This is a genomic window from uncultured Gimesia sp. (genome assembly GCF_963976445.1).
In the GTDB taxonomy this organism is placed as follows: Bacteria; Planctomycetota; Planctomycetia; order Planctomycetales; family Planctomycetaceae; genus Gimesia.
Genome location: NZ_CAXBKP010000012.1, coordinates 77,607 through 95,452, shown reverse-complemented (window position 1 = coordinate 95,452; position 17,846 = coordinate 77,607). Strand labels below are relative to the sequence as shown.

The 17,846-nt window shown below is 48.9% G+C and carries 16 protein-coding genes; 11 read left to right on the top strand and 5 right to left on the bottom strand.

The features are described from left to right. Positions 1 to 142: 142 nt before the first annotated feature. Both AAC022_RS14860 and AAC022_RS14855 read right to left on the bottom strand, forming a co-directional pair. Positions 143 to 811, bottom strand: coding sequence for a CerR family C-terminal domain-containing protein (locus tag AAC022_RS14860; RefSeq protein ID WP_339732133.1), 669 nt, complete (start codon positions 809 to 811; stop codon positions 143 to 145). Between the two features lie 295 nt (positions 812 to 1,106). After that, on the bottom strand, positions 1,107 to 1,352 hold the full coding sequence (locus tag AAC022_RS14855; protein ID WP_339732131.1) for a hypothetical protein: 246 nt from the start codon (positions 1,350 to 1,352) through the stop codon (positions 1,107 to 1,109). Between the two features lie 435 nt (positions 1,353 to 1,787). Between AAC022_RS14855 and AAC022_RS14850 the strand changes: the two genes are divergently transcribed. Together AAC022_RS14850 and AAC022_RS14845 are read left to right on the top strand one after the other, a co-directional pair. Continuing rightward, entirely contained in the window at positions 1,788 to 3,056 is a 1,269-nt protein-coding gene (locus AAC022_RS14850; protein WP_339732129.1) for a CCA tRNA nucleotidyltransferase, read from the top strand. Between the two features lie 47 nt (positions 3,057 to 3,103). Further along, on the top strand, positions 3,104 to 4,207 hold the full coding sequence (locus AAC022_RS14845; RefSeq protein ID WP_339732127.1) for a Gfo/Idh/MocA family oxidoreductase: 1,104 nt from the start codon (positions 3,104 to 3,106) through the stop codon (positions 4,205 to 4,207). A 3-nt stretch (positions 4,208 to 4,210) separates the two neighbouring features. Here AAC022_RS14845 and AAC022_RS14840 read toward each other — a convergent pair whose 3' ends face one another. Continuing rightward, positions 4,211 to 5,305, bottom strand: coding sequence for a DUF6268 family outer membrane beta-barrel protein (locus AAC022_RS14840; RefSeq protein WP_339732125.1), 1,095 nt, complete (start codon positions 5,303 to 5,305; stop codon positions 4,211 to 4,213). A gap of 316 nt (positions 5,306 to 5,621) precedes the next feature. Here AAC022_RS14840 and AAC022_RS14835 point away from each other — a divergent pair, with 316 nt between their 5' ends. Next, positions 5,622 to 5,792, top strand: a complete 171-nt coding sequence (locus AAC022_RS14835) for a DUF6800 family protein (RefSeq protein WP_339732123.1) — start codon at positions 5,622 to 5,624, stop codon at positions 5,790 to 5,792. Between the two features lie 199 nt (positions 5,793 to 5,991). On the opposite strand, the gene clpB is transcribed toward AAC022_RS14835, so the two are convergent. Together clpB and dnaK are read right to left on the bottom strand one after the other, a co-directional pair. Further along, on the bottom strand, positions 5,992 to 8,607 hold the full coding sequence (clpB, locus tag AAC022_RS14830; RefSeq protein WP_339732121.1) for an ATP-dependent chaperone ClpB: 2,616 nt from the start codon (positions 8,605 to 8,607) through the stop codon (positions 5,992 to 5,994). Between the two features lie 263 nt (positions 8,608 to 8,870). Continuing rightward, positions 8,871 to 10,781, bottom strand: coding sequence for a molecular chaperone DnaK (gene dnaK, locus AAC022_RS14825; RefSeq protein WP_339732120.1), 1,911 nt, complete (start codon positions 10,779 to 10,781; stop codon positions 8,871 to 8,873). Positions 10,782 to 11,468: 687 nt separating this feature from the next. On the opposite strand from dnaK, the gene pheA reads away from it, so the two are divergent. From pheA to AAC022_RS14785, 8 genes are all read left to right on the top strand, one after another. Beyond that, a complete protein-coding gene (gene pheA / locus AAC022_RS14820; RefSeq protein ID WP_339732118.1) occupies positions 11,469 to 12,632 on the top strand; it encodes a prephenate dehydratase in 1,164 nt (387 codons plus the stop codon). 283 nt (positions 12,633 to 12,915) lie between these two features. Then, the gene (tpiA, locus tag AAC022_RS14815; protein ID WP_339732116.1) at positions 12,916 to 13,689 is read left to right on the top strand and encodes a triose-phosphate isomerase; all 774 of its coding nucleotides are present in this window, start codon (positions 12,916 to 12,918) and stop codon (positions 13,687 to 13,689) included. A gap of 173 nt (positions 13,690 to 13,862) precedes the next feature. After that, positions 13,863 to 14,393, top strand: coding sequence for a preprotein translocase subunit SecG (secG, locus tag AAC022_RS14810; RefSeq protein ID WP_339732114.1), 531 nt, complete (start codon positions 13,863 to 13,865; stop codon positions 14,391 to 14,393). 87 nt (positions 14,394 to 14,480) lie between these two features. Then, positions 14,481 to 15,365 (top strand): YicC/YloC family endoribonuclease, encoded by an 885-nt coding sequence (locus AAC022_RS14805; protein WP_339732112.1) that lies wholly within the window; start codon positions 14,481 to 14,483, stop codon positions 15,363 to 15,365. 67 nt (positions 15,366 to 15,432) lie between these two features. Next, entirely contained in the window at positions 15,433 to 16,047 is a 615-nt protein-coding gene (gmk, locus tag AAC022_RS14800; RefSeq protein WP_339732111.1) for a guanylate kinase, read from the top strand. After that, on the top strand, positions 16,031 to 16,315 hold the full coding sequence (locus tag AAC022_RS14795; RefSeq protein ID WP_339732109.1) for a DNA-directed RNA polymerase subunit omega: 285 nt from the start codon (positions 16,031 to 16,033) through the stop codon (positions 16,313 to 16,315). The genes gmk and AAC022_RS14795 overlap by 17 nt, the downstream gene beginning before the upstream one ends. Before the next feature lie 33 nt (positions 16,316 to 16,348). Beyond that, positions 16,349 to 16,888 (top strand): bifunctional phosphopantothenoylcysteine decarboxylase/phosphopantothenate--cysteine ligase CoaBC, encoded by a 540-nt coding sequence (gene coaBC / locus AAC022_RS14790; protein ID WP_339732108.1) that lies wholly within the window; start codon positions 16,349 to 16,351, stop codon positions 16,886 to 16,888. 49 nt (positions 16,889 to 16,937) lie between these two features. Beyond that, on the top strand, positions 16,938 to 17,567 hold the full coding sequence (locus AAC022_RS14785) for a phosphopantothenoylcysteine decarboxylase (RefSeq protein WP_339732106.1): 630 nt from the start codon (positions 16,938 to 16,940) through the stop codon (positions 17,565 to 17,567). Positions 17,568 to 17,846 lie beyond the last annotated feature (279 nt).

Below are 17,846 nucleotides of genomic sequence, written 5' to 3'. Positions count from 1 at the left end.
GTGAATATCAAATGAAATGGATTGTTAAAACAGTAGCGAGAGTCCTCTCCCACACGAAAGTCTTTTTTTTCGTTCTGGCAAAATTCTTTAAATCAGGAAAACAATCAGATTAATCAATGCACCTATTCTTAACTCTGGGTGTTCAGATTCCGTGAAGTGATGAAGAAGATTCCATTTCCGATGCGGTGAATTCCTGCTTCAGGTTCTTAACCGCTGCTAACGAAAACTGCAGAATATGCTCTATCAGATGCTCAGTATCGTAGTGAATTTCTTTTTCCTCGTGTCCTAACATCAAAGTCACCAGGCCATTAGAAACACGATAGAACTGGCATTGTGCGGCAATACTGAAAACACACTGCATCCGCCGATAGTCAGGAACTTCGTTCCCCAGTATCTCCTGCAGGATGGAATCTGCAATATTTACGAACGGCCGAAACAACTCCTGAATGAGATGCTCACACGCCTTCGTAGGCCTTAGTACTTCACGCATAATCAAATGGTTACTCCAGGACAGCTCTCCGGTCCCCAGCATTCGTTTCACCAGAGTAGAGACCCAGTCCCGTAGCTTTTGTTCGGCTGTAATCTCAGCAGTCCATTCCGGGAGCGGTGCCCGCGAAACTCCCATCTCTTTGGCAAGACAGACCACTTCCAGATAAAGCTGTTCCTTATCGCCAAAATAGTAATTCACACTGGCTAAATTGACGTCCGCTTTCTGACAGATTTCACGCACCGTCGCCTTTTCAAACCCCTTTTCCGAAAAAACGGGCCCGGCCACATCCAGTAATCGATCACGAACAGTACAAGACGCCATAAGTTACTTGTTCCAAATCTTTCTAGCGCATGAAGCCAACTTGACAATCACTCTGCTGAAGAACTTCACGAGACAGAAATTTCAAAAGCATGTTTCAAACAATTGTATTAAACACGTGTTTAAAATCAATGGCAATCTGAAACAAAACAAACACCATTCACCTAAGTCATTTCAATAAAAAAGGTTAAGAACGATTCACTCATCGTGCCGATAGCCAGACACCCACGACTAATGAGTTCGCTTCCCAGTGACTCATCTTGTGAAAAATAAAGCGTTTGTGACGAATTTTCCAGATTTAACCGGTGAGCCGCTCCGGGCCCTCTTCCTGAAAATTGAAGCGTTCAAAACCACTTTCATCCAGACGCTGCCGTAGCAGCTCTTTCCAGAGTGCTTCCGGAAGGCCATTCAACACGCCATACATGATCATGCCGATTGTCAGGCTGGAAACTTCAACCACGCGCATCGGTAGTGAAAATTGCTTCAAATCAGCAAAGATTTCTTCGGCACTACAATATTCGCCAAATTTTTGATCACGGTACATAAATTCTACGCCAGCGAAGTCCTTGCTCCACTCGTAATCGAATGGGCCGAACTCCCTTCTGCGATGGAGAACCCAGAAACGGGTCCCATCAAAGCGTATACCGTGTGTTCCTCTCAAAACTTCTGGTCCTGTCTTGTATCTGGGAATTCTGAGTGCCATTAATCAATGAACCCGTCATGCCAGGGAAACGAAATAATTTGGACAATAAATCATACGGCATTCCCCTGGTTTTGCGAAGTCCGTTTTATGAACCTCACTCTCACTTTCCCTGTCTTTTTCTCTGCCTTTGAAAACCAGGACACAAGAGCGCCTCAACACCGTTTTTTTTGAAACCACCAAAAAACAGCGAACATAAGTCGATAAGTAATCAGAACTTGCTATTATTGTAACCGCACTGTCACTCGTTAGATTTTATTTCGAATCCCCCAATCAGTCATGAAACACTCCGAACCCTATAACGCTGCCGTAGACATTGTCCGCAAATTGCGCGACGCAGGATTCCAGGCCCTCTGGGCTGGCGGTTGCGTACGGGACCTGCTTCTGAAAAAAGAGCCCAAAGACTATGACGTAGCGACCAATGCCCTTCCCGATCAGGTGCGACACCTGTTTGGAAAACGTCGTACCCTGGCCGTCGGAGCCAGCTTTGGAGTGATTATTGTCCGAGGCCATCAGCCGGACTGCGATGTCGAAATCGCCACGTTTCGCAGCGAAGGCCCTTATCTTGATGGACGCCGCCCCGAACATGTCAAATTCACTACAGCCGAGGAAGACGCACATCGCCGCGATTTCACAATCAACGGCATGTTCTATGACCCCATCAATGAATCAATCTACGATTATGTCGGGGGGAAACTGGACCTCCAGCAACATCTGATTCGCGCCATTGGAGACCCTCTGGAGCGCATGCAGGAAGATAAACTACGCCTGCTTCGTGCCATTCGCTTTGCCGCCACACTTCAGTTTCATCTAGCTGAAACCACATTCCAGGCGATTCAAACGATGGCAAACGAAATCACCGTCGTGAGCCCGGAACGGATTTCCGATGAATTGCGCAAAATGCTGATCCACCCCAACCGCAGCGATGCAATTAAACTCGTGCAAAGCTCCGGACTGCTGAAACCGGTCATCCCTGAACTCGTGCCGTTATGGGAAAAAGAGGAGTATCTGCCCCTCTGGAACCGAACCCTGGATCGGCTCGCGCAGTTAACCACGGACGATTGCGAGACCGCCTTTGCTGCGTTACTGCTGGATTTACCAGCGGCAACACCCTCAGATCAGCTTGATGAAGTCCACCAAATCTGCAAACAACTTCGGTTTTCCAACCATTCACTCCATCTCGTACATTGGCTGATTGAACACCGAACAAGCCTGCAAGGCGCCCCCAAATTTAAACTTTCAAAACTCAAACGACTGCTGGCCCATGAAAATTGCTCTTACCTGTTTGAACTGGTCCACGCTGACCTGACTTCTCAAAAACAACCTTTGAAGGACCTTGAATTTTGTCGCCAGTATCGGGATCATACTCCCATCGAGGTATTGAATCCTCCCCCACTCATCACGGGAAATGATTTGATTGACTACGGCATCAAATCAGGCCCCGAGTTTAAAGAACTGCTGACCCGGATTCAGGACGCGCAGCTGGAAGAATCAATCCATACGCACGAGGAAGCACTTGCACTGCTCACCAGACTGCAGCAAACATAAGTCATTCTCTCCCGATTTTATCAATAGAAACACGCTAAGGTTTTTTCATGACAGATTCAGTTCGTATCGGAATTATCGGTGCCGGCGCAGTCTCCGATTACCACCATGTCCCAGGCATTAATCTCGATCCTCGCGCAGAACTGGTCTCGATTTGTGACCCCAATTCCGAATTACTGGCGAAACGCCAGTCCGACTGGGGTAAAACCAGAGTCACGACCAAGTTCGAAGACATGGCCAACGACCCCGAAATCGACGCCGTGATTATCGCCACACCGAATTTTACGCACCACGAAATCGCATTGGCCTGCATCAAAGGCGGCAAACATGTCATGTGCGAAAAACCATTGGGCTTAAACTACACTGAATCAGCCGAAATGTATCGTGCTGCCCGTGATGCCAACCTGAGACACATGACGGCGTTTACCTATCGATTTGCTCCTTCCATGCGGTACGTCAAGCACCTTGTCGAATCCGGCGCACTGGGTGCCCCCCGCCACTTCCGCAGCCAGCGGTTTCTCGACTGGCCTGAATCGAGCTGGGGTTGGCGTCAAAGCAAAAAGCTGGCTGGTGCCGGCGATCTGTTTGACATGACGATTCACCGGATCGACTTCGCCCAGGATTTACTCGGACCGATCAAAAGCATTTGTGGTGCAGTGGCGCAATTTGTTCCCCGGGATAAAACAGCCGATGGCGAGCCCTGTGAAGCATCCGAGGTAGATGACTGGTCTTCCCTCATCGGTCAATTTGAAAACGGTGCCGTCGGTGTCTGGGAAGGCAGCACCCTAATGAAGGGTTATCACAATGATGGCTTTGGCTATGAGTGGGCTGAAGTGAACGGCTCCGAAGGTTCGGCCGCTTATCAATTGACTGACCCCAATAACATCCTGATCGGAAAACCTGGCCAAACCATGGAAAAACTGCCCGTCCCGGAAGAGTTTCTGGTAATTGAAGGCAGCCCGCGCAAGCCGCACGAAGGCATTCCCAGCACGGTCTTTCGTTATGATCTGGTTTACGAATTTGTGTCAGCCATAATAGAAGAACGGGACGCGATCCCCGGTTTCGATCATGGTGCCTCTGCCCAGCTTATCGCAGACTCCGTACTCGAATCGTTTGATAAACGGACCTGGATCGACATCAACTGCGATCTATAAGGCTCAGAAGGTCAGTTGATAACGAACCATCCCCGTGGGAGAGATATCGTAATTTCCGATATCCGATTTGTATTCCAGCTTACGATTGAAGACATAGCCAATTTCAAACTGGCTGATCATTCCGTTCGTATGCTTGGTCTCCACACCACCCATTAATCGCAGATCACTATAAGTCGCAACATCATCGATGCCGGTTGAGCCGCGTCGGATTCCCCAGGAACCACCGCCAAATTCGCCTGAAACATACAGCCAGCGCTCCTTAGACTCATCCTTTTCAATTCGATACGTGAACTTGGGTTTGGGAAATATCAGCTCCAGGCGCGAGCCTTCACTGAACCACATAATCATCCCCGCGGCCGGAAGCAGACTGATGTCTTCCCGATCCAGATACACAACCCCAAACACAAATTGCTTGGCCCGTGAGTGCACGTAATACGCGAGCCCTTTTCCCGTGATACGCAAAGAATCGGACGTCACATTCTTGAAATCACTATAAACCCCCGGTGCCACTTCCAGTTCATAGGACCACTTTTCATTGACCTTATTAAACCAACGAAATGCAACGGACGTGTCGTAGACTCGCGCCGGCAAATCCGTACTCACAGGACCATTCAGATAATGCACACCAAATCGGGGTGTGGTAGTAAACCCTTCAAAACGTGGAAACTCCGCCGTTTCGGAGAACGCCAGACTGAAGATGCCTAATTCATTCCCCGACCCAGGCAGCCAGGTGGTACTGGCAGTCGCACTCTTATGGGAAACCAGGGGAACAAACGTTTCGCAATCGATGCAGTCACCCTCGGGTTCAGCCCAGTCTTGACCATCATCCAGTAATTGAGGGGGAATCCCTAGTGCTTCCCGCGACTCGGCGTCTAACACATTGGGCACCTGAGGTGATTGGCTAATCTGCTTGATGCCAGGATCAGAATCACGGGGCATAAATATAGTACGATGCCGGAGAGAACGAGCCTTGGTGGAATCAGCCTCCTCCAGACGGGAAGCTCCTTTTTGCGCATTAACCGGGCCGGCAATACAACTCAAAATGAGTACACATAGCGTAATCCCACGAAAAACAGCCTGTTGAGACTGAAATAACATACCTGATTGATTCCCGGATCGAGGATGAGATGAGACAGAGAAAATGTCTGGCTGACCTTCACAATTTGGAGAGCGTGATCTGACAAACAGGGAAGGTGGACACAAACTATAAGGGGCTGAGAGAGGGGAAGAGTGAAATATCAAGGAATTGCGAACAGGTCAACCCGAATTCAAGCCTCTGTTCTCTCGAAAACTCTGGTAAAATGCCCTGCTCTGATCGTTGCCCCTTACCACAAGAGATGTTAGAATCAGGTACTTCAAGTGAGATATATACATTAGAACACACCAATTTTATTTTACCAGGAACTGACAAGAAATGGGACGTGTTGAAAAAGGGCGTGAACTTGCCCAACGTCGAGTACGGAAGCACAAGCTGAAGAAACTCCGGGAAAAGTTTGCCAAAGCAAAAGACCCATCTGAAAAAGAGCAGATCAAAGAAAAAGTTCGCAAGATCAGCCCCTTTGCTGTCTTGGAAGAATCTGCCTAAGGCCCTTTAAGCCGCTGATCATAAAACGATGACGCTGACTTGATTCAAAGTGAGCGTCGTTTTTTCATGCGCAGTAACCAACATCCTGTTGCCCTACCAAACCCAAACGCTTCACCCACCCTGCTAAATGCCCCAAAAAAAAGCAGCCCTGGGTGTCACCCCAAGGCTGCGAAAACTCATTGCCCCTAATGGGCCGTCATTACTTTTCAGAGAACTGATACGAACCTTCGCTGGCATCCACGTAAATCGTCGCTCCTTCTGTGAAGGCACCAGAAAGCAACTTGTTTGCAAGCTCATTCTGGATATTCTGCTGAATCGCCCGCTTCAAAGGTCGTGCTCCATATACTGGATCGTACCCCTCTTCAGCCAATAAATCTTTGGCCGCCATCGATACATCCAGAGTAAATCCATTCTCTTCAACCAGCGCAGACAGATTCATCAACTGCAAGTCAACAATCTGACGAATCTCCTCGCGCCCCAGAGGATGGAAGACAATCACTTCATCAATCCGGTTCAGAAACTCAGGCAGAAACTCATGCTGCAACGCATCCATCACACGATTATGAATGATCTGCTCATCTTCTTTACCCGACAGATCCATAATCGTCTGACTTCCAATGTTGGATGTCATCACCACAATCGTATTCGAGAAATCGACAGTTCGACCGTGACTGTCGGTCAATCGCCCATCGTCCAGAACCTGTAACAATATATTGAACACATCACGGTGTGCCTTTTCGACCTCATCCAGCAGCACCACCGAATAAGGCTGACGCCTTACTGCCTCGGTCAATCGGCCCCCTTCTTCATACCCCACGTATCCCGGAGGAGCTCCAATTAACCGCGCGACAGAATGCTTCTCCATGAATTCACTCATATCGATACGAATCATACTGCGTTCATCGTCGAACAGATATCCCGCGAGTGCCTTACAAAGTTCCGTTTTCCCCACACCCGTCGGGCCCAGAAACATGAAGGAACCAATGGGCCGACTCTGATCCTGCAGGCCGGAACGAGACCGCCTGACCGCATTAGACACAGCTTCGACCGCTTCGTTCTGATTGATCATCCGCTGATGGATTTCCTCTTCCATCCGCAGCAGTTTTTCCCGTTCTCCCTGCAGCATTTTGGAAATCGGAATTCCCGTCCACATACTGATTACCTTGGCGATATCTTCGGGAGTGACTTCTTCGCGCAATAATCGTTCCCCGCTGACATCTCCCAGCTCCGACATCCGCTCTTCCATTTCCAACAACCGCTGACGGGCGGCGTTCAATTCCTGCTCTGCGTTATACGCAGTCGAATAATCTTCGTTGGAATTTGTCTGCTGTGCCCGATGAAATGCCTGCTCATACGCGGTATTCAGGCGATCGATCTCTTCCTTCAACGGCTGCAACCCAGCCAAGGCCTCTTTTTCCGTTTCCCAACGGGTCTTCAGGGCATTCACACTTTCCTCACGGTCGGCAATCTGCCTGCGCAGTTCTTCCAACCGCTCCTGACTCTCTGGCGTGGTTTCTGTTGCCAGCGCTGTCGCTTCGATCTGCATTCGCGTTAACTGCCGCGTTGCCTCATCAATTTCAGATGGCATCGAATCCATCTCCATCCGCAAATGACTCGCCGCCTCATCCACTAAGTCGATTGCCTTGTCAGGCAGAAAACGATCGTTGATATAACGATCCGACAACGTCGCCGCATTAATCAACGCGTCATCCATAATTCGCACGCCATGATGGGTTTCGTAACGTTCCTTCAACCCACGCAGAATAGAAATGGTATCCTCGACGGTTGGCTCCAGAACCATGACCGGCTGAAAACGTCGTTCCAGTGCGGGGTCCTTCTCTATATACTTACGATATTCATCGAGTGTGGTTGCCCCCACGCAATGCAACTCGCCGCGTGCCAACGCCGGCTTCAACAGATTAGACGCATCCGCGCCCCCTTCTGCTGCCCCCGCACCGACCACCGTATGCAATTCGTCAATAAACAGAATAATCTCCCCCTTGGCCTGCTCAATTTCCTTCAGCACGGCTTTCAGACGATCTTCAAATTCGCCACGGTATTTCGTCCCGGCAATCAGCGCCCCCATATCCAACGAAATAACCCGTTTATTCTTCAGGTTCTGTGGCACATCGCCCATCACAATCCGGTGGGCAAGCCCTTCCACGATGGCCGTTTTTCCGACACCGGCCTCCCCGATCAAAACCGGGTTATTCTTTCGACGGCGGGATAAAATTTGAATCACACGACGGATTTCCTGGTCGCGGCCAATCACGGGATCAATCTTGCCCTGACGTGCCAGTTCTACAAGATCCCTACCGTACTGCTCTAACGATTGATACTTCTCTTCCGGACTTTGATCGGTCACCCGTTGCCCGCCGCGCACCGCCTGCAACGCAGATAAAACATCGCCTTCTTCGACTCCATTCAATTCCAGCAGCCGCTTGGACTGATCATCAACAGTCGTAAACGCCAGCAGCAGGTGTTCGGTCGACACAAAATTATCCTGCATCTGGTCAGCGCGATCCTGTGCCGCCCCTAACACCTTGAGCAAGTCCTGACCGATACCAACCTGCATGGCAGCCCCTGAGACTTTCGGCATGCGACTGATTTCATCATCTATCATTTTTTGCAACTGAGGCAAATTGGCGCCAATTTTTTGAACCAGCGGCTTAACGACTCCCTGCTCTTCGTCTAACAATGCTTTCAGCAAATGCAGGGGCTTAATTTCCTGTTGACCAAAATCTTCGGCCGCCTGCTGGGCACGCTGCACTGCTTCCTGAGCTTTCACAGTCAATTTTTCAAATCGAAACGCCATAATGCTTCTCCAATTCTGTTTATTACCTGCGCAGCAACTCAACAGTCTGGATTATCATACGAAATAACCAGCCGACAAGCAGTGCTTCGAACTTTTTATCTATTTTTTATAAAACAGGCCCGGTGAGGTGGGAATGAAATTGCGCCTGCAAACCAGTTTGAAAATGTAAAACGTCTTCTGGTATGAAAGGTCTTGTTGATTGGGGAGCCCGGGGCTCAGCATGAGATTTGAGCCCCGTTTTCCCTGATCAACGATCTGCAGAACTAGTCCTTTTTCTCAAATTCTGCATCTATTACTTCTTCTTCATCTTCAGCAGGAGCAGCATCTCCTCCTTCTGCTGTCGCTCCCTCGCCTTCGGCAGCCTGACTTTCTTTATACATCTGCTCGGTAAAGGCATGAGTTGCCTGCTGCAATTCTTCACAGGCCGTATTGATGGCTGCTGCATCCTCTGTTTCAAGAGAATCGTTCACTTTTTTCACTGATGCTTCAATGGCTGTTTTCGAAGCAGCATCGATTTTCTCGGCATGCTCTTTCAACAGCTTTTCTACATCGTAAACAATTCGTGAGCCATTATTTTTAGCTTCAGCCAGTTCTTTCTTCTGCTTATCTTCATCAGCGTGGGCTTCTGCCTGACGCTGCATATCTTCAATTTCCGCTTCGGACAAACCACTGGACTGCTCAATCTTGACAGAAGTTTCTTTGCCAGTGGCAACATCCTTCGCCGAGACATTCAAGATCCCGTTCACGTCGATATCGAAGACCACTTTAATTTGTGGCGCCCCACGAGGTGCAGGTGGCAGTTCTTCCAGATTAAACTGTCCCAGCAAACGGTTGTCGCTGGCCATTTGACGTTCACCCTGAAAAACGCGAATCGTCACCGCAGTCTGGTTATCGGCTGCAGTAGAAAACACCTGATCCTTGGTAACCGGAATCGTCGTATTCCGCTCAACCAGTTTGGTCATCACGCCACCTTCGGTTTCAATACCCAAAGACAGTGGTGTAACGTCAAGCAGAACGATGTCCTGAACTTCACCAGAGATAATTCCCCCCTGAATCGCAGCCCCAATGGAAACTACTTCGTCAGGATTCACTCCCTTATGTGGTTCTTTCCCAAAGATCTTCTTCACAAATTCGTGAACTTTGGGAACACGCGTTGAGCCACCAACCAAAACAACTTCGTCAATTTCACTGGGACTGAGCCCGGCATCTTTCATTGCCTGCTCAACCGGCTTACGACACCGCTCTACCAGTGGATCGATCAATTTCTCAAATTCGGCGCGGGTAATCGCCAACTGCAAATGCTTCGCGCCAGAACTGTCAGCCGTAATAAACGGCAGATTGATATCGGTCGCTTGTGATGAAGACAATTCTTTCTTCGCTTTTTCAGCAGCTTCACGCAGACGTTGCAACGCCATCGCATCTTCACGCAGATCGATTCCCTGCTCTTTCTTGAAGGCGTCTGCAATGTGGTTGATCAACTCTTCATCGAAATCATCACCACCGAGGTGACCATCACCATTGGTGCTCAACGTTTCAATGATTTCGTCGCCGACTTCCAAAACCGATACGTCGAACGTACCACCACCAAAGTCGAAAACAACAATCTTTTCGTCGTTCTTTTTCTCTAAACCATAGGCCAATGCAGCAGCCGTCGGCTCATTGATAATTCGCGAAACTTCGAGGCCGGAAATCTGACCTGCATCTTTTGTCGCCTGTCGCTGGGCATCATTAAAGTAAGCGGGCACGGTTACCACGGCTTTATTCACTTTATGTCCCAGGTAGCTTTCTGCGGCTTCTTTTAATTTCCGTAAGATCGATGCAGAAATCTCTGGCGGAGTATACGTTTTGCCCCCCGCTTCAATTTTGACATAATCTTCTGGCCCGCCAATAATTTTATAGGGAACAATCTTTTCTTCGCTCTTTACTTCGTTGTGGCGACGCCCCATAAAACGTTTTACCGAGTAAACCGTATTCTTTGGGTTCGTAACCGCCTGCCGCTTAGCAGGCTCCCCAACCAGCGTCTCCCCTTTGTCGGTGAATGCGACCACGCTGGGGGTAATCCGATTCCCTTCCAGGTTAGGGATTACTTTTGCTTCCCCACCTTCCATAATCGAAACCACTGAGTTTGTAGTTCCTAAATCAATTCCAATGATCTTTTCACCTGAAGACGACATTTAAATTTCCCCTCTTTCCATATTCTTAATTCAGATCTGTACAAAATGCAGATTCGAGCTGAACCTTCCGGTTTCATACATCAATCATTCGTTTCTCATCGTTTTAACCAAAACAGCCAATTTATACAGGCTGTTTGTTTAGATAGCAATGAGTGTGCCAAGTTAATCGCAACAGCAGAAAAACAAACATAATCTACTGTTATTAAACAACTTACAGACCATGCAACTTTCAACGAACTAAAAAGACACTCATAAAAGCTGCCAAATTGGCACAGAGCCACTCTAGACCTGCCGGTACGACAAAATGACATATTGGCAGTTTAAATACCCCGCCCCTTAGAATAAAGGCTAAACAGTTCACAGGTAACGCTCAACCGCTTGACAGTCCCTGTTTACGGCGGTACAAACTAGAACAATTGAAGACTAAACTGTTTATTGATTAATAAACATTCTAAGCAGTTCTATGAACGCTCTCCACCTGAGACACATAACTGTTTATTTAATAACAGCTTACACTACACACCAAAGACCCTCGGGAGAAATCCCAAGCAGAGAAATTCTTAAGGGATTGTAATCCAATTGTGAAACTGTCAGTAAGCAACGAAGCACAACCAGGGAGGGCGTGTGAACTGGCTGCGGTTAATTTTCTGAGAGACAGAAACGAGACTCACATCCTGAAAGATTCCGATGGCCAAGAAAAAAGCGGTTAACAAACGAACTTCAACTAGCAAACCGAAGTCGCCAGCCAAGAAAAAAGTCGCCCCACAAAGCAGCAAACGCAGCCCTGCCTCGCTTCAATCCGAGCTAAAGAAAATTGACCGGGAAATCGTCAAACTGGTCAACAAACGCTGCTCGATGACAATCAAGCAGATCAAATCCGATCCGGAACCGCGCAAGGCAATGTTTGATCCGAAGTCGGACGAAGAACTTCGCGAAACCATCGAAAAGCTCAATGCCTCTGGCCCGATGACTAACAACGCAATTCGCGGGGTTTTCAGGCAAGTTTTGAGCTCCGCCCGCCGAAAAATCCATCCACAACGAGTCGCTTATCTCGGCCCCGCTTATAGCTACACGCATCTCGCCGCTCTCGAACGATTCGGCGAAGGAGCCGATATGGTCCCCGTAAACACTATCGGGGCCGTATTCGAAGAAGTAAATCGAGGTAACACGGAATTCGGCGTCGTCCCCATTGAAAACAGCACAGACGGGCGTGTGGTGGATACGCTTGATATGTTCACCAGGCTCCCGTTGAGAATCTGCGGTGAAGTCCTGATTGCCGTACACCATAACCTGCTGGCCCGTTGTGACCGAAGCGAAATTACGGAGATCTACAGCAAGCCACAGGCACTTTCCCAGTGCCGCGAGTGGCTTTCCAAAAACATGCCTCAGGCGCATCTACACGAAGTCACCAGCACCTCAACCGCAGCGCAATTAGCGGCCACCAAGCCAGGCGCTGCCGCAGTCGCCAGCCATCAGGCCTCTGTTGAGTACGATCTGCAGATTATCGTCGAAGGTATCGAAGATAACGCCAACAACGTGACCCGCTTTGCCGTGATCGGCGAAGAAGTCTGCGAACCAACGGGTAAAGATCGCACTGCCATTCTGGTACAAATTGCCCATAAAGCAGGTTCCCTGGCCGACACGCTACAGATCTTCAAGAAAAACAAAGTCAACCTGACCTGGATTGAATCTTTCCCATTACGGGGAGAAGAGCCGGGATACCTGTTCTTTATTGACTTTGAAGGCCACATTCAGGAACCTCACATCAAACGAACCGTCAGCGAGCTCGAAAAACGTGTCGTTCGACTGGAAGCAATGGGCTCCTACCCTCGTAGTGGCATTTTAGAGTAAACGACTCTCTCCATTTTGACTGCTTTACCTCGAATTCTCCTCATAATAAGAGAATTCGAGTGAAAAAACGCGGCATTTCAGGATTTCTCAATGGATTCCTTGAATCACAGCCCCCGACTCAATACCTTATCCATCACGATACGCCTCAATAACAATGCTTCCGTATTTTAATGCTCTATAATACGGTTCGTTTCTTGCTCCTCGCTCTCTTCAGAAGCCTGAGAGAATTAGTGAAGTACGAGAAACACAAACCCTTTCACATTCTTTAATTACAGGATGAATTATGCGTCGCTTTCTTGTAGCTGGTAACTGGAAAATGAATACAACCAAAGAATCCGGTGCACAATTAGCAAAAGCTCTGGTCACTGAAGTCCCAGAAGAGAACCAAGCGGTCGAAGTTCTGGTCTGCCCCCCCTTTCCCTACCTGACCACAGTCGGCGATATCGTAAATGGCTCAGGTGTCGGTTTTGGCGCTCAAAACTGCTATCAAGAAGCACCAGGAGCCTACACAGGGGAAACAGCAACAGAAATGCTCACCGATATCGGATGCCGTTCTGTAATTTTAGGGCACAGCGAGCGACGTCATATCCTCAAGGAAACTGACGCCAACATCAATTTGAAAGTCAAAAAGGCCCTTGACGCGGGATTGCAGGTCATTCTCTGCGTGGGTGAGCTTCAAAGCGAACGCGAATCCGAACAGACTGATGCTGTCCTGAATACCCAGATGACAGGTGGCCTCGAAGGAGTTGACGCTGCTGCGTTTGATCAGATCGTCGTTGCCTATGAACCAGTCTGGGCCATCGGCACAGGCTTAACCGCGACTCCCGATCAAGCGGAATCAGCTCATCAATACCTGCGAAACTGGCTTAAAGAACACTATTCTGCTGAGATTGCAGATTCCACCCGGATTCTGTATGGCGGTAGTGTAAAACCGGATAACGCCAAAGAACTCCTCTCTCAGGAGAACGTCGATGGCGCACTGGTTGGCGGGGCCAGCCTCAAGCCAGACCTGTTCATTCCCATTATTCAGGCCGCCGCTGAATTATCAGCTGGTTAACTGAAAGCGGTCAATTTATCTCGATTCACCTGCACTCGTATTGCAGGATCGATTTACAGATCGTATGACACTACTGTATGATACCGCTATTCTTACTCACTATCGTAACAAGCAACTCTCCTTACGGAGCCTGCTCGTTCGCTGGATGTTCTATAGCCAATTAGGATGACATAATGTTGTTTGCAGCCATTTTGGACCTCGCCACCGTTTTGATGACTCTGTTAATGATCTTCGGCTTACTTCTGATCGTCATTATCCTACTGCAAAAAGGACGTGGTGGTGGATTGGCCGGTGCATTTGGTGGTGCTGGCGGGCAGAGTGCACTAGGTACCAAAGCCGGTGATGTCTTTACCAAAATCACAGTCGTCATGGCCATCATCTGGGTAATCCTGGCAGGGGTTTCCGGAATCGCAACACGAGCCAGCTCTGGGAAATACTCAGGCGGTAAAGATGCGATTATAGAAGGTGCCAGCACTACGGATCCTGAAAAAGAATCACCGATTCTTGAGGATGATAAATCAGAGAAGTCGCCATTTAAAACAGACATTCCTGAAGCACCAGCGAAAGAAGAAAAGACCGAGTCTGCAAAACCAGTAGAGACACCGGCACCTGAATCGAAAAAAGCAGATAAAAAACAGGAAGCTCCTGCTAAGCCTGAGGCAACCAAGGCTGAAACAACCAAGCCAGAAACAAAACCAAATTAGTCTGTCTGGCAAACATCGAAAAATACTCAACCAAGAGACTGTTCTCTTAACCTCCAAACATTCCTGTTAGACAGAAAAGAGTGTGTTGTGCTGCTAGGCATGACTGGTTTTGGAAGTTCGACTGCTGAAGACGACCGGATCTCGGTCCAGGCAGAAATACGAACTGTTAACAACCGTTACCTGAAAATATCGACCCGATACCCGGATTTTTACGCAAAACTTGGCAGTCAAATTGAAAAGTTATTGCGAGGTTCGATTACGCGCGGAACGGTTAACCTGACGCTGAAAATCGATAGTCTGAATCGCACGAGCGACTATCTGCTGGATGAAAAGGTAATTCAGCAATACTGGTCACAGCTGAAGCACCTCACCGAAGTCTGTCACCTGCCTCTGCCTGACAATCTTAACAGCCTGCTTTCTCTGCCAGGTGCAGCCATTGATAATTACTCTCGATCACATAATCCGGAAGCCGACTGGTCTCTGATTGAACAGGCGATCCAGGGAGCCCTCATAGAGCTCACTGAATTCCGCAAAAAGGAAGGCGAGTCAGCTCAGGCCGACCTGCTGACCAGCAACCAGATCATCTGTGATCAACTGGATGTCGTCAAACAGAAAGCCCCGCTCGTCGTTACCAGCTACCGCGATCGCCTGCATCAAAGACTGAGCGACCTGCTGCAAGATCAGGAAGTCGAATTCGATCCCGATAGCCTGATTCGCGAAGTCAGCCTGTTTGCAGACCGCTGCGATATCAACGAAGAAATCACGCGACTTCAATGTCACCTGGAACAATTCGATACGATCATCACAGGCAAAACTTCACAAGGGAAAAAACTGGAATTCCTGGTGCAGGAAATGTTTCGTGAAATCAATACCATTGGCTCCAAAGCCAACGATGTGGAAATTTCCCATGCTGTGATTGATATGAAACTGGCGGTCGAAAAAATCCGAGAAAACGTCCAGAACGTTGAATAGAATATTCCATTGTCCCCTAAAAACAAAAGACTGAGACGATACAACGATCACTCTGGAGCTTTGTAAAGTGCCCGAACCTCAAGCAGACACACAACCAGAAATTCCGATCATTGTGCTCTCTGGACCTACGGCCAGTGGAAAAACGACGATTGTCAATCGGCTGATGCAGGAGTCTCCAGTTAAGCTGATCAAAGCAATCTCAGCAACAACCCGACCGAGACGAAAAGGTGAAGTGGACGGCGAGGACTATTACTTCCTGACGCAGGAAGCATTTGAAGAACGGCGACAAAACAACGAATTACTGGAATGCGAACAGGTTCATGGGTTGGGATACTGGTATGGTACGTTAAAATCGGAAGTGGATCGGGCTGCCAAAGAGGGCGGCTGGCCGTTTCTGGAAATTGATGTTCAGGGAACCCTGAAACTGAAAGAACAGTTCCCTCAAGCCATCACACTCTTTATCAGAACATCCTCCGATGAGGAATACGAAAAGCGCATTCGGAGTCGAGGCACAGAGTCAGAAGAAGTTATCGAAAAACGGCTGGCAACAATTCGGAAAGAATTGGAACAGGCCAAACATTATAGCCATGTCATTATTAATGACGAACTGGATCGAGCTGTCACTGAAATTGGCACTATCCTGAAACAACGGGAGCAAGAAATTAATGTTAGAAGAATTTAAAGAAGAAGAAATCGTCAACAAAGTCGGCGGTCGATTCAAATTGTCGTCACTGATTCAAAAACGAATCGTCGCCCTCAACCGAGGCGCAAGACCTCTGGTTGATTTACCGACGAAAAATCATATGGAAGTCGTCGTCCGGGAAATCATGGAAGACAAAATCTATCTCGATCAATCTGGCGAAGTCGCCATCGTGGAAGAAGAAGTCAGTCCACTGGAAGGCATCGAATACGACGATGCAGGTCCTTCACTGGAAGATCTGGCTCCCTAATCAAACCAGATTCGTTTGCTCGGAAATTGACTCATGCAGGGGCGTGAAATTCTATTAGGGGTTTCTGGAGGAATTGCCGCGTACAAAGCGGCTGACCTCACCAGTAAACTGGTCCAGAAAGGAGCAGCCGTTAGTGTCGTGATGACACAGGCGGCTCAAAAGTTTATTGGCGCCACCACCTTTGAAGCACTTACCGGGCGCCCGGTCTACCAGGGTGTGTTTTCACCACAGGAACATTTTCAGGGAGAACACATCGGCCTGGTAAAGCGAGCCGAACTCTTTGTGATCGCACCGGCAACGGCCAATGTCATCGCGCAGATGGCCCACGGCTTTGCCGACGACCTGCTCTCCACACTGACGCTAACCTGCCCCACCCCGATTCTGCTGGCTCCTGCAATGAATGCAGAAATGTGGGCCAAACCGGCCGTACAACGCAACCTGGAACAGCTCAAAACAGATGGAATTCAGATTGTGGAACCGGGAGAAGGCTGGCTCAGTTGCGGCGTGGTCGGAAAAGGCCGTATGGCTGAACCGGCAGACATCTTAACCCGAATTGAAGAAATCTTGGGCTGAGACGCAATGACTCCAGCCAGTTTCGACTCCCAGGACGTGAATAAATAACATGCGAATTCTCATCACTGCGGGCCCGACACGAGAATATCTGGACGATGTCCGTTATCTATCCAATGCCAGCAGCGGCCAGATGGGATACGCTTTGGCCCGCTCTGCAATCCAGGCTGGTCATCAAGTCGCTCTGGTTTCCGGCCCGGTCAAACTCTCTCCCCCCGCAGGGTGTGAGATCTACCCGGTTGAAACAACCGATGAGATGTTTGAGCAATGTGAGAAACTGTTCGCTGACTGTGATGGCGTGATCGGAACAGCGGCTGTCTGCGATTATCGCATCAAAACCCGCAAACCCGGTAAAATTGCCAAAACCGGAGAAGCCATCACACTCGAGCTCGTGGAGACCATTGATGTGCTCGCGGAGTTAGGCACACAAAAAGGAGACCGCTGGGTCATGGGGTTTGCCCTCGAGTCCCAGGACGCACGGTTCAATGCCGTTCGTAAACTCTACAGTAAAAAATGTGATGCCATTGTACTCAACAGCGTCAGCGCCATCGGGTCCACGGAAAACCATGTCGAAGTCATCGACCATAGTCAGGAAACTGTCGCGACCTATTCTGGTCAAAAAGTACAGGTCGCTGATTCCCTGATCGCCTGGATCCAGGAACATATTGCTGCTGGCAAATAAGTCACCTGAAACCATCAGGTGTCATCTCTGTGTTATGGGCCCGTAAGTCAGAATATCCGTTAATCGGTATCATCGTTACATACTGAATCAACCGGCCCGTACAGCATCGACTGGGTTCACTAACCCGACCTTTCCCCACTCCTGTGGCAAAAACGAAACACCGTTTGTTGACTTTTTCCGACACCCCTCCCATTCGTGTGCTAGGTTTGAGTAGTTAAGGAAATCAACATTTAGCAGAATCCATACTTTTGTTTGGTACGTCTCAATGCCCCCCCATTG

Bases quoted from the DNA above. Each gene is read 5' to 3' on its own strand.
- AAC022_RS14860 (WP_339732133.1), bottom strand. From the start codon at position 811: ATGGCGTCTTGTACTGTTCGTGATCGATTACTGGATGTGGCCGGGCCC.
- AAC022_RS14855 (WP_339732131.1), bottom strand. From the start codon at position 1,352: ATGTACCGTGATCAAAAATTTGGCGAATATTGTAGTGCCGAAGAAATC.
- AAC022_RS14850 (WP_339732129.1), top strand. From the start codon at position 1,788: ATGAAACACTCCGAACCCTATAACGCTGCCGTAGACATTGTCCGCAAA.
- AAC022_RS14845 (WP_339732127.1), top strand. From the start codon at position 3,104: ATGACAGATTCAGTTCGTATCGGAATTATCGGTGCCGGCGCAGTCTCC.
- AAC022_RS14840 (WP_339732125.1), bottom strand. From the start codon at position 5,305: ATGTTATTTCAGTCTCAACAGGCTGTTTTTCGTGGGATTACGCTATGT.
- AAC022_RS14835 (WP_339732123.1), top strand. From the start codon at position 5,622: ATGGGACGTGTTGAAAAAGGGCGTGAACTTGCCCAACGTCGAGTACGG.
- clpB (WP_339732121.1), bottom strand. From the start codon at position 8,607: ATGGCGTTTCGATTTGAAAAATTGACTGTGAAAGCTCAGGAAGCAGTG.
- dnaK (WP_339732120.1), bottom strand. From the start codon at position 10,781: ATGTCGTCTTCAGGTGAAAAGATCATTGGAATTGATTTAGGAACTACA.
- pheA (WP_339732118.1), top strand. From the start codon at position 11,469: ATGGCCAAGAAAAAAGCGGTTAACAAACGAACTTCAACTAGCAAACCG.
- tpiA (WP_339732116.1), top strand. From the start codon at position 12,916: ATGCGTCGCTTTCTTGTAGCTGGTAACTGGAAAATGAATACAACCAAA.
- secG (WP_339732114.1), top strand. From the start codon at position 13,863: ATGTTGTTTGCAGCCATTTTGGACCTCGCCACCGTTTTGATGACTCTG.
- AAC022_RS14795 (WP_339732109.1), top strand. From the start codon at position 16,031: ATGTTAGAAGAATTTAAAGAAGAAGAAATCGTCAACAAAGTCGGCGGT.
- coaBC (WP_339732108.1), top strand. From the start codon at position 16,349: ATGCAGGGGCGTGAAATTCTATTAGGGGTTTCTGGAGGAATTGCCGCG.
- AAC022_RS14785 (WP_339732106.1), top strand. From the start codon at position 16,938: ATGCGAATTCTCATCACTGCGGGCCCGACACGAGAATATCTGGACGAT.